Source organism: Pseudosulfitobacter koreensis (assembly GCF_024733015.1).
GTDB classification, from domain to species: Bacteria; Pseudomonadota; Alphaproteobacteria; order Rhodobacterales; family Rhodobacteraceae; genus Pseudosulfitobacter; species Pseudosulfitobacter koreensis.
Genome location: NZ_JANKJG010000001.1, coordinates 285,705 through 299,687 on the forward strand (window position 1 = coordinate 285,705; position 13,983 = coordinate 299,687).

Sequence of the window (13,983 nt, forward strand, 5' to 3'; positions counted from 1 at the left end):
AACATGTAAACTTATCCTGACAACTGTTGCGTATCGGGTTTGTTGCGGTACATGATTGATCGACCGGATTGCAAAGAAAGTGGCGCAATGAAATCGCAGAAAACCATCCTCCGCGCGCTTGCGGGCGAAAAGACCGAGACCCCCCCAATCTGGATGATGCGGCAGGCCGGACGCTATCTGCCCGAGTACCGCGCGACGCGGGCGCAGGCGGGCGATTTTTTGTCTCTGTGCTATAATTCCGAACTGGCAGCCGAGGTCACCTTGCAGCCGATCAGACGCTATGGATTTGACGCCGCGATCATGTTCGCCGACATCCTGCTGCTGCCGCAGGCTCTGGGTGCCGATGTTTGGTTCGTCGGCGGCGAAGGGCCGCGTCTGTCGACCACAACGACCCCGCAAGAGTTGCAGGCGCTGAAGCCCGCAGGCGATGTGCACGACCATCTGGCGCCTATCTATGAGACGCTGAAGATACTGACCAGAGAGCTTCCCCGAGAGACCACCCTGATCGGATTTGCAGGTGCACCCTGGACCGTGGCCACCTATATGATCGCAGGTCGCGGCACGCCGGATCAGGGGCCTGCACATGCGTTGAAGTATGAAAACATAGAAGTTTTCGAAGGTCTGATGGATCTGATCACCGAAGCGACCATCGGCTATCTGCTTGCGCAGATCGAGGCCGGCGCGGAAGTTATCAAGATCTTTGACAGCTGGGCAGGCTCGCTTGCCGGCGACGATTTCGAACGCTATTCCATTGCCCCCCTCCGCCGGATCACCGCCGCGTTGAAGGCCGCGCACCCGGACGTTCCGGTGATCGTCTTCCCCCGAGGCGCGGGCGAAAGATACGCAGGCCTGCACGCGGTGATCGGTGCCAATTGCATCGCGCTGGACGATGGCGTCAGCGCCGAATGGGCCGCCGCCCACGTGCAGAACGGCGGCTGCGTGCAGGGCAATCTGGCGTCGTCGCATATGGTCAGCGGCGGCGACGCGCTGGTCCGCGAAACCCGCCGGATCGTCGATGCGCTGTACGATGGCCCGCACATCTTCAACCTTGGGCATGGCATCACACCCGACGCGGACCCCCGGAATGTGCAGCTGATGATCGACACGGTGCGCGCGTCCAAGGGCCAGTCCGACGCGCCCCCTGCGGGCCACGCAGACATCGTTCAGAAATTAAACTTGTAGACTCGCAAAGTGTCAGATTAAACTGACACTATGACATCCGCGACAGCCTTCCCCCCAAGACGCCTGCCAGAGCCCGCAGCAATGTTGTGGCTGATCAAGCCGATTACCTGGTTCCCGCCGATGTGGGCCTATCTGTGCGGGGCGGTGTCGTCCGGCGTTTCACCCGACGGGCGATGGGGCGTCGTGATCCTGGGGGTACTTCTGGCCGGTCCGATCGTCTGCGGCATGAGCCAGGCGGCAAACGATTGGTGCGACCGCCATGTCGATGCCATCAACGAACCCTACCGCCCCATTCCTTCGGGGCGCATTCCGGGCCGCTGGGGTCTGTGGATCGCGCTGGCCATGTCCGTCCTGTCGCTGATCGTCGGCGCGCAACTGGGCCCTTGGGGCTTTGGCGCAACCGTATTCGGCGTGCTGGCGGCCTGGGCCTATTCCGCGGAACCCGTGCGCCTGAAAAAGTCGGGCTGGTGGGGGCCTGGCCTTGTTGGTCTGTGCTACGAGGGGTTGCCCTGGTTCACCGGGGCCGCAGTCTTGTCCGCCGGCGCGCCGTCATGGCAGGTGGTGGTGGTTGCGGCACTCTATGCAGTGGGCGCGCATGGCATCATGACCCTGAATGATTTCAAAGCACTTGAGGGCGACAAGCAGACGGGGGTGAATTCGCTGCCCGTCACGCTGGGCCCCGAACGCGCGGCAGGGGTTGCCTGCGGGATCATGACCCTGCCGCAGCTGGTCGTGATCGCCCTGATGTTCGCCTGGGACAAGCCGCTGTTCGGTGTGGCGATTGCTGCCGTTCTGGCCGGGCAGTTCTGGGCAATGACGGTGCTGCTGCCAGATCCGAAGGCAAAGGCGCCCTGGTACAACGGCACCGGTGTCACGCTTTACGTGTCCGGGATGACGATTGCGGCCTTTGCCTTGCGGGCACTGGCTTGAACCGATTTTGGCCTTGGGAGAACGTGGATGTATGATGTTGTCGTAATAGGGGGCGGCCCTTCGGGTGCCACCGCTGCCGAAGATCTCGCACGGTCCGGGCAAAAGGTGGCCATGATCGACCGGGCCGGTCGGATCAAGCCCTGCGGCGGTGCCGTACCGCCCCGCCTGATCGAGGATTTCCTCATTCCCGATGCGCAGATCGTGGCACGGATCAACACCGCGCGGATGATCTCTCCGACGCAGCGCTGCGTCGATATTCCGATTGAAAACGGCTATGTCGGGATGGTTGACCGCGAACATTTCGACGTCTTCCTGCGCGACCGCGCAGCACAGGCCGGTGCAACCTGTCTGACTGGCACCTTTCTGAGGTTCGAGCGTGAGAACAACGCGAAGCACGTGGTTTACCGCGACAAGAACAGCGGCGAAGAGGTCCGGTTGCAGACCAAGTTGATCATCGGCGCGGATGGTGCGCGCTCGAACGTGGCCAAGGCCGAGGTGCCGGGCGGCGACAAGATTCCTTATGTCATCGCCTATCATGAAATTATCGAGGCCCCCGAGCGGTCGCTGAGGTATGACCCGATGCGCTGCGACGTAATCTATGACGGTGCCATCTCGCCTGATTTCTATGGCTGGGTGTTTCCACACGGCAAATCCGCCAGCGTCGGCATGGGCACCGGCATCGAGGGGGTGGATCTGAAAAAGGCCACCGCCGATCTGCGCGTTGCCTCGGGACTTGAGAATTGCAGGACCATCCGCCGCGAAGGCGCGCCTATCCCGCTGCGTCCGATGGACCGTTGGGACAACGGACGCGATGTCATCCTGGCCGGTGATGCGGCAGGTGTCGTGGCCCCGTCATCGGGCGAAGGCATCTATTATGCCATGGTCGGGGGCCGCGTGGCCGCCACCGCCGCAAGTGCATTTCTAAAGACCGGGCGCATCAAGGACCTGCAACTGGCGCGCAAATTGTTCATGCGCGAGCACAAGAGTGTTTTCAAAGTGCTGGGTGCCATGCAAAATGCTTATTATCGCAGTGACGAGCGGCGCGAACGGTTCGTGTCGCTGTGCCATGATGTCGATGTGCAGAAACTGACGTTCGAGGCTTATATGAACAAACGTCTGGTCAAGGCGCGGCCGATGGCGCACCTGAAAATCGGCCTGAAGAATCTGGCGCATCTGACACGGCTTGTGTCTGCCACACGCGTCTGATGACGATCATGATCCCCGCCTGGGTCTCTGGCACCCTGCAGCCCGTTGAAAAGCTGGCCGCACATCAGCGCGGGCTGAAACACATGGCCGTGTCGGTCTTTGTGGTGTCGGGTGATGGCATATTGATCCAGCAGCGCGCCATGGGGAAATACCACACGCCCGGCCTGTGGGCGAACACCTGTTGCACGCACCCCGAATGGGGCGAGGCGGCCAGTGTCTGCGCCGTGCGGCGGCTGGACGAAGAACTGGGGATCAAGGGGCTGAGGCCGAACTATCGCGGTCAGGTCGAATATCGCGCGGATGTGGGCGACGGCATGATCGAACACGAGGTGGTCGAGGTGTTCGTGGCGACCGCACCCTCATCATTGCCGCTTGATCCAGACCCGGACGAGGTCATGGCGACGCGTTGGGTATCCGCTGATCAACTCCGGCAGATGATCGGGGACGAACCCGCACGGTTTACCCCGTGGCTGCGCATCTACATGGAAAACCATAGTGACATGATCCTTGGCGACGGCATTTTCGCCGCCCATTGATCAGCCCCTCAGGCCTTCTCTCGCGCTTAAACCGATTCTGGCTGCCTGCATCGCAGTGGCCGCGATATCTGTCGCGGTCAGACCGGCATCCGCATACATCGCATCCGGTGCAGCCTGATCAATGAAACGGTCGGGCAACGTCATCGTGCGCACCGCCAGATGGCCATCAAGCAATCCTTCGCCCGCGAGGTAATGCAGGACCATCGCACCAAAACCACCCTGAGCGCCCTGTTCGACGGTGATCAGCGCGCGGTGGTTTCTGGCCAATTGCCTGATCAGATCATGATCCAGCGGCTTGGCAAAGCGCGCGTCTGCGATTGTCACCGATGCACCATGCGCCTCCATCAGGTCGGCAGCTTTGTAGCACTCGCCCAGATGTGCGCCGAACGACAGCAGAGCCACGTCCGACCCTTCGCGCACCACGCGGCCCCGCCCGATCTCAAGCGCGGTCCCTATCTCGGGCATTGGCACGCCCTCGCCCGCACCGCGCGGATAGCGAAACGCAATCGGTCCGCTGTCGTGTGCCGCGGCGGTGGCGACCATGTGGACGAGTTCGCACTCGTCCGCGGCAGCCATCACGGTCATGTTCGGCAGGGCGCTCAGATAGCCCACATCGAACGCGCCCGCATGTGTCGCACCATCGGCGCCGACCAGTCCGGCGCGATCAATGGCAAAGCGCACCGGCAGGTTTTGCAAGGCGACGTCGTGCACAATCTGGTCGTATCCGCGCTGCAGGAAAGTGGAATAGATGGCGCAAAACGGTCTGAGGCCCCCCGCCGCCAGTCCGGCGGCAAAGGTCACGCCGTGCTGCTCGGCAATGCCCACATCGAACATGCGCTTGGGAAATCTCTTGCCGAATATGTCCATGCCCGTGCCAGATGGCATAGCGGCGGTGATGCCCACGATGGACGCGTCGACCTCGGCCAGCCTGGTCAGCGCGTCGCCGAACACCTTGGTGTAGCTTGGCGCATTGGCGCGCTTTTTCGCCTGCGCCCCGCTTTGCACGTCAAAGCTGCCGACGCCGTGGTATTTGTCTGCTGCGTTTTCGGCGGGCGCATAGCCCTTGCCCTTGACGGTGCAGCAATGGATCAGCACCGGGCCCGTCGCGCGCGTGCGGGTCGCGCGCAGCACGGCCAGCAGTTGCGGCATGTCGTGGCCGTTGGTCGGGCCGATGTACTGAAATCCCAGCTCTTCGAACAGTGTCCCGCCCGTGCCCATGGCGCCGGTGACCAGCTGCCGCGCGCGGCGGGCGCGGTCGCGGACGGGGCCGGGCAAGGCCGCCTCGAAACCTTCGGCCATGCTGTGCAGGTTGCCCAAGGGTGACGCGTAGAGGCCGGAGAGATATTTCGACATCGCGCCCACGGGCGGTGCGATGCTCATTTCGTTGTCGTTCAGGATGACGAACATCCGGCGCCCTTCGGCCCCGGCGTTGTTCAATGCCTCATAGGCCATGCCCGCGCTGATCGACCCGTCACCGATGACCGCAATCGCATCGCCGGTCGGCTGCCCCATGTCACGCGCCACGGTAAAGCCCAGCGCCGCAGAAATCGAGGTAGACGAATGGGCCGCGCCAAAGGGATCATATTCGGATTCGCTGCGTTTGGTGAAACCGGAAATGCCGCCTTCCTGGCGCAGCGTGCTCATGCGGTCGCGCCTGCCCGTCAGCACCTTGTGCGGATAGCACTGGTGGCCGACATCCCAGATCAGTTTGTCCCGTGGCGTGTCGAAGATGGCATGCAGGGCCACCGTCAGCTCCACCACACCAAGCGAAGAGCCCAGATGTCCGCCGGTTTCCGAGACGTCGGCAATCACCTCTGCGCGCAATTCATCGGCGAGACGCGACAGATCCACATCGCTCAGCGCCTTGAGACACGAAGGCGCGGTGATACGGTCCAGAATTGGGGTTGCGGGACGGGTCATGGAACAGTCCTTTCTCGACGAAGACGGCTCGACGTTTTGGCTGCCCTGCTGGCCGGGGAACTGATGGGGCACACCGCAAGGGCGACCGACACCAGCCTCCCGTAGCCAACAGGAAGGGTCAGGACGTCGAGATCCTGACATTTTCGGGCACCCAGGGACCGGATACCCGAAACGCGTGGTCGGCGGGTGGCCACCAAAGGCGACCCGCCGACAGGTTCTTCAGACCTGCACGACCGATGGGGTGCTCAGGTTGAAAGAATAGGGTGTCGGGTCCTGTGTATCGCGCGATTCAGGGGGCAGCAGTTTGCCGATCCCGTAGATCACTGCGATAGAAAACCAGATCACCAGACAGAAGATCGCCGCATAGCCTGCGCCCTTCATCATCAGCGCCAACACATCGGCACGAAGCCGGAAACTGCCTGACGCGTTTGTTCTGAGGTAGTCGTTGTTGTCGCTCATGGTCATTTCCTTTTCTCAGGTGTTCGTTTCGGGGTCAGAATGGCGGCGCATAGCCGTGCTCTTGTGCCCAGATGAACCAATTGTCGACGACGGTGCCGGTCAGAAGGATACCGATGCCCCCTGTCAGTGTTGTCAGCACGGCGAACCACCAGGCCCAACGGTGGATACCCTCCATCGTCGCGTTAAAGCCCATGGTCCAGCGCCAGAACAAGGCGGCCCGTTCCGAGGCGGTGCCACGGTCCACGATCTGTTCGATCTCGCGTTCGCCGCCAAAGCGGCTGACGGCCAGAATGGTTGCGCCGTGCATCGCAAACAGCAGGGCAGAACCATAGAGGAAGACAATCGAAAGCGCGTGGAACGGGTTGTAGAACAGGTTGCCATAGGTCAGCGAAAACAGGTTCGTCCAGTCAAGGTGCGAAAAAACACCGTAAGGCACCGCATGCGACCACGATCCCATCAGGATCGGCCGGAACAGCCCCAGCACGAAGACCAGCCAAAGCGCCGAGGCGAAGGCCCACGAGACGTGCTTGCCCAGGCCCAGCTCTTCGGCCCGCAGATAGGTGCGTATCCACCAGGTGATCAGCGACACCGCAAAGAAAAAGCCTGCGATCAGAAACCAGCCCCCTTCGTTCAGCGGTGCCATGCCCAGGCCGTATTCCTCGGCGGGTGGATCAAGCGAGAGCCAGAAGAGGTCGCGCAGGAAAAGCGCCGGAGAATAGCCGACCTGCGCCCAGTAGTTCATCCCGATGATGAAGAACCAGATCAGCCCGCTGGCCAGTGAAATCACCCCGAAGGTGCCCAGATGGATCGGCCCCAGCTGCGCGTTGCCGAAGGTGCCGAACAGCTTGGAAAATCCGACGCTCTTGGTGCGGTCCCGTGCAAGGGTTCCCGTCGGGTCCATGCCCAGTTCGGGCGGTCCTTGAACCTGAACCTGCGTGAAAATGTTTTGATATTCAGCCATGTTCCTATCCCTTTCCTACAGATCCGCCCACCAGGGCAATTCGGCGTACCAGTCCCACCAGCTTGACCAGGCGTCGAACCAGATCGTGCCCGAAATGACGATGCAGATCGCGCTCCAGACCACGGCGTTCAGCGCCAGGAACAGACCCAGACGGTGAATACCAAGCGGCCCGATCGAATAGCCGATCAGATCGCGGAAATACGTGTCTTCGTGGTCGGGCGTTGCAATGGTCTTGCCCTTGCCCGGATTGACGGCGGACAGCACCAGTGAGCCGTGCAGTGACAGGGCAAAGCAGGTCGTGAAGAAGAATGTGACCGCGACCATGTGCGCCGGGTTGTAGTGGAAGTTGCCATAGGCATATCCGACGTTGTTCACCCAATCGAGGTGGCTGAAGATGCCATAGGGGAACCCATGTCCCCAGGCCCCCAACAGGACGGGACGGATCACCACCAGCGTGACATAGGCCAGGATCGCGATGCCAAAGGCAAAGGGCACGTGATAGCCGATACCCAGCTTGCGGGCAATTTCGACCTCGCGCATCATCCAGCCGATGAATGCGAACAGCGCGCAGATCGTGATGATCTGCCAAAGCCCGCCTTCGGCCAGCGGTGCGGCCCCCAGACCCACTTCAAGAGCGGGCGGGTTGATTGAAATCAGCCAGGGGTTCCAAGTGTTCCCCAAAGACGCGCCATAGAAAATCAGGACGGTGCCGAGCGCTGAGAAAAAGAGCGTCACGACACCAAAAAAACCGACATAAAAGGGTCCAACCCAGAAATCGAACAGGTCGCCACCAACCAATGTTCCCCCTCGGACCCGGTATTTTCTCTCGAAGCTGAGCAGTGCCATCTTCTTTCTCCCATTCCGTCAGCGCCGTGCGGGCATCGGGTTGTTCAATTCATGATTGATGTTTGCTGCGGGCGGCGTCTGGCGTCGCCCGCAGCTCTTTTGAAAGCCGAGTTATTCGACGACCACGGCCGCGTCACTGAAGGCGCGGACGAACCAGTTTGTTTCTGGATAGCTAAGCAGCACGAGGTGAATCAGCACCGCCAGCAAAAAGAGAAACACACCCTGCGCTACGAATACGCGCCGGGGGTCGAAAATCAGCCAGATCTTGTAGAACTGTGCCATGAAATACTCTCCTTAGCCCCAGGCGAACCAGGGCAGTTTGATGTACGTCAGAACGTGAGCAACGACGGCGATCATCGTGAAGATCGCAAATCCGCTCATGTAGACTGAGTGCAACTCTTGCGCTTGCTCGTCTGTGAGACCCGTGAAACTCAGGTCAGTTTTATCAGCCATGTTTTTCTCCTGAAAATATGTACTGAAGCCGCGCAGCCCCCGCGACCGGGTTACGACGGGGGGTCATCCCCCGCCCAGATCTACCGCCCAGATGAGCAGTGGATTTCGAAGCCCCCGACGTAGCCGAGGGCGTTAAACTTATGCCCAGAAGATGCGGGGCGTGATCGTTTGCGCCTCGCGCCAGGCCCAGCGCACCGGGTCCTGTGGCGGCACTTGCGTCTGCCTGATCGCCGTCCACATCCAGCGGATCAGACAGATCGGCAGGGCGGCCAGGAAAATCAGCGCGAAATAAAAGGTGTATTCGCCCTTCGACGACCAATGCCGCTTGGCATCGCCAGTCATCTGAGTGGGCGTGTTGGTCAAATCAGTCATTTGGTTCCTCCCAAAGCTGGTTGAAGATCCTCTACAATTTCCAGAAACACCCGCTCGGCCCCTTTTTCGAGCGCGCGCTTTTCGGCGGCATCGCGCAGGGTTTTTGCGGCGGAAATCCGTGTCAGGATCGGATGAGTTTCAACGATCCTGTCCAGCAGCGCCTGCGCATCCATATCCCATGGAAAGTCGCGGCGCAGCGATGTGGGCGTAGCCGGTGTGGCATCCATTTCGGTGCCCAGCGGCAAGATATGGAACAGCGCGTCGAACAGGCTGTTGCACACTTCCTGAAGCAAATAGGTGGCGCCCGCATAGCCCATGAAGGGCGTGCCGGTCGCACGGCGGATCGCGGCCCCCGGAAAAGACGCAGGTATGAACGAGGGCGCAGGGCCAAAGCCTGCCTTCATCTCGGCCAGGTACATCTTTTCATTGATCGACCCCATAACGATCAGGGGGCGCTTTTCATGCAGCATGGCGCGCACGCTGTCATTGTCAGTCTTCTTGCCGCGCAGCCGCGATACGGCAAAGGCGCAAGGCAGGCCCAGATCTGTTTCCAGATAGTTGCGGATGCCGCGGGCATAGGTCTCGCTTGCGACGATGGCGAAAGAGGCCGTCGCAAAGAAATCCTGGGTGACCGAGCGCCACAAGTCCCAGACCGGTTTGATGGTCGAGTGTTTTTCCCGCTCGATGAACGGTTCGGGATCAAGCTCCAGCATCTCGCCCAGCGTGCGCAGGAATTTCGTGGTGCTGTCGATGCCGATGGGCGCTTGCAGGTATGGCTTGGCCAGAACTTCGCACAGGCCGCGACCAAATTCGCGGTACATGCAGATATTCACGTCCGCATTCACCAGCCCGCGCATTTCGGCGACATGTGCGCCCAGCGGCATCACCATGTTGATCTCGGCGCCGATACCTTCGACCAGACGCCGGATTTCGGCCAGATCAGATGGCATGTTGAACGTGCCGTACATCGGCCCCAGGATATTGACGCGCGGGGCAGCGCCCTCTTCGCGCTTCTTCTCGGGTGGCATGCGGCCCTTGGTCATGCCAAATTCGGTAAAGATCCACGTCATCGCGCGGTCTGCGGATTCCCACTGATCCTCGTCGATGGTGCGCGGCAAGAAGCGTTGGATATTTGTACCCTGCGGGGTGACGCCGCCGCCGATCATCTCGGAGATGGAGCCGGTCACGACCACGGCAGGCAATGCAGGATCAAGCACGCCCCAGGCGCGTTTCATCGATTCTTCGGTACCCGAACCCATCTCTTCCTCACCAAGGCCGGTGACGACGATTGGCAATTCATGGGGCGGCAAGGCGTCGGTGTAATGCAGCACGGATGTCACGGGCAGGTTTTCACAGCCCACCGGGCCGTCGATCACGCATTGCAATCCTTTGACGGCGCAGAACGCATAGACCGCGCCCCAGTATCCGCCGGCTCTGTCGTGGTCTTGCACCAGCATCAGATCATCTCCGCTGCTTTGGCGGCTTTCGCGGCACGTTCCAGCTTCTTGAGGTTCGTCGCACGGAAAGACGGCTGCAAATTCGGAGCGCCCTCCCAGACGCCTGCCGTATCGCCGGAGCCTACGCCCTCAAAGAAGGCGCGCATGCCGTTCATCCGGTCCTTGTTGGCAATCGCCGCGTTCACGACCTGCGCCAGCGAACCGGCACCCGCAGGACCCATCAGGGGCCGCGCCGAAATCAGGTTAGTAAAGTAGAGCGAAGGGATGCCCAGTTCCTTGCCCTTTTGCACGACGGGGGTCGTCCCGATAGCAAGGTCGGGCTGGATCGCTTCCATTGCGGCGCAATCGTCTTCTAGCGACGCGCGGTACTTGACCTTGACGCCCTTCGCCTCCAGCCAGGCTGCATCGTCGGCAGACCACGGCGTCTTGGGGCAAGCCGTGCCCACATAGGGCACGTCGGCACCGCTTTCGATCAGCAGACGCGCCACCAAGAGCTCGCTGCCCTCATAGCCCGACAGGGTGATCGTGCCCTTGATCTGGGTCGCGGCAAGCGCCTGTTTGATCATCGGCAGGAATTGGTTTTGCGCGGCTGCGACCTGGTCTGCGGGCACGTTGTACGCATCGCCCACGGCAGCCAGCCAACTGGCGGTGCCATCGTGGCCCACCGGGGCAGATCCGATGACGGCGCGTCCCGCCGCCTGAAATTCGCGGACGGCGGCAGTATAGAACGGGTGGATCGCGGCGACCGCACCACAATCCAGCGCTGCATAAAGCTCGCGCCATTCACGGCAGGGCACGACCGGACCAGCGGCCAGACCCAAGGGCGCCAGCATCTGACCGATCACCATCGGGTCGGCGGGAAACATCTCGCCCAGCAAGGCCAGCGTCGGGCGGTCGGACTTACCCGAGGCGGGCATCGCAACCGGGCCTGCCTCGATCTCTTTGCGGGCATAGTTCAGCATGGCCCCGGCCAGTACGTCCTTGGCCTCGGCGTGGGTGGGGATACCGAAGCCAGGCACGTCGATGCCGACGATCCGCACGCCGTTGATCTCTGACGGCAGCAGACGCAAGGGCACGCCCGAGGCTGTCGGCACACAAAGGTTCGTGACCACGACCACGTCGAGTTTCGCCGGATCGGCGATGTCATGCACCGCCTCGCGGATGTCCTCGAACAGCTTGCCGGTTACCAGGGTTTCCGAGTTAAACGGCACATAGCCGACCGACCGGCGCGCACCATAGAAATGCGACACAAACGTCAGGCCATAGACACAGCAGGCCGACCCGCTGAGGATCGTCGCCGTGCGTTTCATCCGCAAACCGACACGCAGCGATCCGAACGCAGGACACATGCTTTGCGGCTTGTCATGGGGGCCTTGGGGGTAGTCCCTGGCGTATTGGTCCAGAATGTCGGATTTGCCAGCAGTACGCGCAGCGGCTTCCATCGCGCCTTTGCCTGCGGTGCAGCCACCTTCCAATGCCGTGGCTTGTGTTTTCGTGGCGTCGCCGTTCGATGCAATGACCTGCACGGCACCATTTTCGTCGAAGCCGACTTCATATCCCTGACGTCCGCCATCATCCATCGCTGCGCACCTCCCTCGAAGCGGTGCAGCGCACATCATGCAGCAGCCGTCTGATCTGGTCAGGTCGCGCGTTCCGCAGCATGTGCAAAACCTCGGCGAGGATGTCGGCCTTGCGCTCAGACATTGTCATAGACCACTTCAAGGCTGACTTTCGCTTTGGAATACTTGCCGCGCATGTCCGCATCTGTGGCGGGCACCAGCTGGTAATCGCCGCCAGTGTCCTTGGCATCGAACAGCGCCAAAAGACCGTCCTGATCCAGAGGAGCCGGGCGCACTGGCGGAGCAATGCCCACCGCATCGCCCAGGGCTGCAAACAAACCGCCCCACTGCGATTTGCTCGTGCCGACAATCTGATAATTCGCCGATTTCTTGCGCAGATCGTCGTCCTGCGGAATGGCGGCCAGCACCGGGATGTCGACCGCCTTGGCAAAGGCCGCAGCCTCGCCCGAGCCGTCGTCCTTGTTGATCACCAGACCAGCCACACCGACGTTGCCGCCCAGCTTGCGGAAATATTCCACCGCCGAGCAGACGTTGTTGGCCACGTAGAGCGATTGCAGGTCGTTCGAGGCGACCAGAATGACCTTTTGCGCCATGTCACGCGCAATCGGCAGTCCGAAGCCACCGCAGACCACGTCGCCCAGGAAATCGAGCAGGACATAATCAAAGTCCCAGTCGTGAAAGCCGAGTTTCTCCAGCAGCTCAAAGCCGTGGATGATGCCGCGCCCACCACAGCCGCGCCCGACTTCGGGCCCGCCAAGCTCCATCGCAAACACGCCGCCACGTTTAAAGCAGACATCGCCGATCTGAACCTCTTCGCCAGCCAGCTTTTTCTTGCCCGAAGTTTCGATGATGGTCGGGCACGCCTTGCCGCCGAACAGCAGGCTGGTGGTGTCGGATTTAGGGTCGCAACCGATCAGCAACACGCGTTTGCCCTGTTCGGCCATCATGTGACTGAGGTTGGCCAGCGTGAACGATTTGCCGATGCCGCCCTTGCCGTAGATCGCGATGATCTGCGTCTTGCTGGTAGGTTCGCCCGTGGGCACCTCCAGCGTCGGCTCGGAGGCTTCATCGCGCAGGCGTTGGTCGAAATCTCTGAGGTTTGGCACTTCGTCTTTCATCGCGCGTCCTTCCAGTTCAGCATCATCTTCAGGCAGGCAGGATCGCTGAAGGCCGTGGTGTAGGCCTGCGGTGCATCCGAAGATTGTGCCGTGTGTGTGATCAGACCGCCTAAGTTCAGCGTTCCGCTTTCGACCAGAGCGCGCGTGGCGATCAGGTCATCTGCATTCCATTCGGCTGCGATCCGAAACCGGGCTTCTTTCATGAAGGCCGACGGAAAGGCGAAACTGATGGGGTCGGTGTAAAATCCAGCCAGGACAATCTCGCCGCCCTTGGCGATGCGACCGATCAGATCTGCCAGCACGGCGACAGAGCCGGAGGCATCATAGACCGATGTGTAATCGCGGCGCGTGTCCGTTGCGGGGTCGATTACCTCGTAGCCTGTGGCCCCGGTGCGGCGTGTCGGGTCAATCTCCCAAACCGTGGGGGCCGGTGCGCCCGCGGCGATCGTCAGCCGTGCAAGAAGACGGCCCAGCACGCCGTGCCCGACAATCAGATCGGGCACCGATTTACCCGCACCCGCCATCGCATGACGCGCCGTCGCCGCCAGCGCCAGAAGCGCCCCTTCGGCCTGCAACCCGGCGTCGATGCGCGAGACACGCTCTGCCTTGCTGACCAGCAACCGCGATGCGCCGCCGAACAGACCAAAAGCCCCTTCGTAGCAGTTCGCGCCGGGCACGAAAACGTTGTCGCCAGCCTTGAAACCGCTACCGGGTGCGGCTTCTACGACTTCGCCCGTCGCTTCGTAGCCGGGAACCAGCGGATAGCCCATGCCGGGAAACGGGGGCATGTCGCCGGACCAGAACAGCTTTTCCGTACCGGTTGAAATTCCCGAGTGATTGACGCGGATCACCAGATCCCCCTCGGTGGGCGGGGTGATGTCGAGGCTGTCGAGGCAAAGGTCTTTCGGACCCTTCAAGAGTACGGCTGTGGTTTGCAACTTGACCCCCTCTCTGTGCCTGTCC

General features: G+C 61.4%; 15 protein-coding genes. 4 read left to right on the forward strand and 11 right to left on the reverse strand.

Annotated features, from left to right (window positions below; genetic code table 11):
- Positions 1–87: 87 nt before the first annotated feature.
- The 4 genes from hemE to idi all read left to right on the forward strand — a co-directional run bounded on the left by hemE (position 88) and on the right by idi (position 3,854).
- Positions 88–1,182 (forward strand): uroporphyrinogen decarboxylase, encoded by a 1,095-nt coding sequence (gene hemE, locus NTA49_RS01530; RefSeq protein WP_258292883.1) that lies wholly within the window; start codon positions 88–90, stop codon positions 1,180–1,182.
- Positions 1,183–1,263: 81 nt separating this feature from the next.
- Positions 1,264–2,112 carry a chlorophyll synthase ChlG gene (gene chlG, locus NTA49_RS01535; protein WP_408637125.1) on the forward strand — a complete coding sequence of 283 codons (849 nt, stop codon included), beginning with the start codon at positions 1,264–1,266 and terminating at the stop codon, positions 2,110–2,112.
- A 27-nt stretch (positions 2,113–2,139) separates the two neighbouring features.
- Entirely contained in the window at positions 2,140–3,318 is a 1,179-nt protein-coding gene (locus NTA49_RS01540; RefSeq protein WP_258292885.1) for a geranylgeranyl diphosphate reductase, read from the forward strand.
- Entirely contained in the window at positions 3,318–3,854 is a 537-nt protein-coding gene (gene idi, locus NTA49_RS01545) for an isopentenyl-diphosphate Delta-isomerase (RefSeq protein WP_258292886.1), read from the forward strand. Before NTA49_RS01540 ends, idi begins: the two co-directional genes overlap by 1 nt.
- Here idi and dxs read toward each other — a convergent pair whose 3' ends face one another.
- The 11 genes from dxs to bchC all read right to left on the reverse strand — a co-directional run bounded on the left by dxs (position 3,855) and on the right by bchC (position 13,958).
- Entirely contained in the window at positions 3,855–5,774 is a 1,920-nt protein-coding gene (gene dxs, locus NTA49_RS01550) for a 1-deoxy-D-xylulose-5-phosphate synthase (RefSeq protein ID WP_258292887.1), read from the reverse strand.
- A gap of 219 nt (positions 5,775–5,993) precedes the next feature.
- Positions 5,994–6,233, reverse strand: coding sequence for an RC-LH1 core complex protein PufX (pufX, locus tag NTA49_RS01555; protein ID WP_258292888.1), 240 nt, complete (start codon positions 6,231–6,233; stop codon positions 5,994–5,996).
- 34 nt (positions 6,234–6,267) lie between these two features.
- Positions 6,268–7,194 carry a photosynthetic reaction center subunit M gene (pufM, locus tag NTA49_RS01560; RefSeq protein ID WP_258292889.1) on the reverse strand — a complete coding sequence of 309 codons (927 nt, stop codon included), beginning with the start codon at positions 7,192–7,194 and terminating at the stop codon, positions 6,268–6,270.
- A gap of 15 nt (positions 7,195–7,209) precedes the next feature.
- Complete coding sequence (gene pufL / locus NTA49_RS01565) at positions 7,210–8,040, reverse strand: photosynthetic reaction center subunit L (protein WP_258292890.1); 831 nt, start codon at positions 8,038–8,040, stop codon at positions 7,210–7,212.
- 111 nt (positions 8,041–8,151) lie between these two features.
- Positions 8,152–8,322 carry a light-harvesting antenna LH1, alpha subunit gene (pufA, locus tag NTA49_RS01570; RefSeq protein WP_258292891.1) on the reverse strand — a complete coding sequence of 57 codons (171 nt, stop codon included), beginning with the start codon at positions 8,320–8,322 and terminating at the stop codon, positions 8,152–8,154.
- 12 nt (positions 8,323–8,334) lie between these two features.
- On the reverse strand, positions 8,335–8,493 hold the full coding sequence (pufB, locus tag NTA49_RS01575; RefSeq protein ID WP_258292892.1) for a light-harvesting antenna LH1, beta subunit: 159 nt from the start codon (positions 8,491–8,493) through the stop codon (positions 8,335–8,337).
- 138 nt (positions 8,494–8,631) lie between these two features.
- Entirely contained in the window at positions 8,632–8,865 is a 234-nt protein-coding gene (gene pufQ / locus NTA49_RS01580; protein WP_258292893.1) for a cytochrome PufQ, read from the reverse strand.
- Positions 8,862–10,322: a chlorophyllide a reductase subunit Z gene (gene bchZ, locus NTA49_RS01585; RefSeq protein WP_258292894.1), complete on the reverse strand. Its 1,461-nt coding sequence runs from the start codon at positions 10,320–10,322 to the stop codon at positions 8,862–8,864. The genes pufQ and bchZ overlap by 4 nt, the downstream gene beginning before the upstream one ends.
- Entirely contained in the window at positions 10,322–11,902 is a 1,581-nt protein-coding gene (gene bchY, locus NTA49_RS01590) for a chlorophyllide a reductase subunit Y (protein ID WP_258292895.1), read from the reverse strand. Before bchY ends, bchZ begins: the two co-directional genes overlap by 1 nt.
- 116 nt (positions 11,903–12,018) lie before the next feature.
- Positions 12,019–13,020 carry a chlorophyllide a reductase iron protein subunit X gene (locus NTA49_RS01595; RefSeq protein WP_258292896.1) on the reverse strand — a complete coding sequence of 334 codons (1,002 nt, stop codon included), beginning with the start codon at positions 13,018–13,020 and terminating at the stop codon, positions 12,019–12,021.
- The gene (gene bchC, locus NTA49_RS01600; RefSeq protein WP_258292897.1) at positions 13,017–13,958 is read right to left on the reverse strand and encodes a chlorophyll synthesis pathway protein BchC; all 942 of its coding nucleotides are present in this window, start codon (positions 13,956–13,958) and stop codon (positions 13,017–13,019) included. Before bchC ends, NTA49_RS01595 begins: the two co-directional genes overlap by 4 nt.
- Between the last annotated feature and the right edge of the window lie 25 nt (positions 13,959–13,983).

Coding starts and splice junctions, on each gene's coding strand:
- hemE (WP_258292883.1), top strand. CDS start 88: ATGAAATCGCAGAAAACCATCCTCCGCGCGCTTGCGGGCGAAAAGACC.
- chlG (WP_408637125.1), top strand. CDS start 1,264: ATGTTGTGGCTGATCAAGCCGATTACCTGGTTCCCGCCGATGTGGGCC.
- NTA49_RS01540 (WP_258292885.1), top strand. CDS start 2,140: ATGTATGATGTTGTCGTAATAGGGGGCGGCCCTTCGGGTGCCACCGCT.
- idi (WP_258292886.1), top strand. CDS start 3,318: ATGACGATCATGATCCCCGCCTGGGTCTCTGGCACCCTGCAGCCCGTT.
- dxs (WP_258292887.1), bottom strand. CDS start 5,774: ATGACCCGTCCCGCAACCCCAATTCTGGACCGTATCACCGCGCCTTCG.
- pufX (WP_258292888.1), bottom strand. CDS start 6,233: ATGAGCGACAACAACGACTACCTCAGAACAAACGCGTCAGGCAGTTTC.
- pufM (WP_258292889.1), bottom strand. CDS start 7,194: ATGGCTGAATATCAAAACATTTTCACGCAGGTTCAGGTTCAAGGACCG.
- pufL (WP_258292890.1), bottom strand. CDS start 8,040: ATGGCACTGCTCAGCTTCGAGAGAAAATACCGGGTCCGAGGGGGAACA.
- pufA (WP_258292891.1), bottom strand. CDS start 8,322: ATGGCACAGTTCTACAAGATCTGGCTGATTTTCGACCCCCGGCGCGTA.
- pufB (WP_258292892.1), bottom strand. CDS start 8,493: ATGGCTGATAAAACTGACCTGAGTTTCACGGGTCTCACAGACGAGCAA.
- pufQ (WP_258292893.1), bottom strand. CDS start 8,865: ATGACTGATTTGACCAACACGCCCACTCAGATGACTGGCGATGCCAAG.
- bchZ (WP_258292894.1), bottom strand. CDS start 10,322: ATGCTGGTGCAAGACCACGACAGAGCCGGCGGATACTGGGGCGCGGTC.
- bchY (WP_258292895.1), bottom strand. CDS start 11,902: ATGGATGATGGCGGACGTCAGGGATATGAAGTCGGCTTCGACGAAAAT.
- NTA49_RS01595 (WP_258292896.1), bottom strand. CDS start 13,020: ATGAAAGACGAAGTGCCAAACCTCAGAGATTTCGACCAACGCCTGCGC.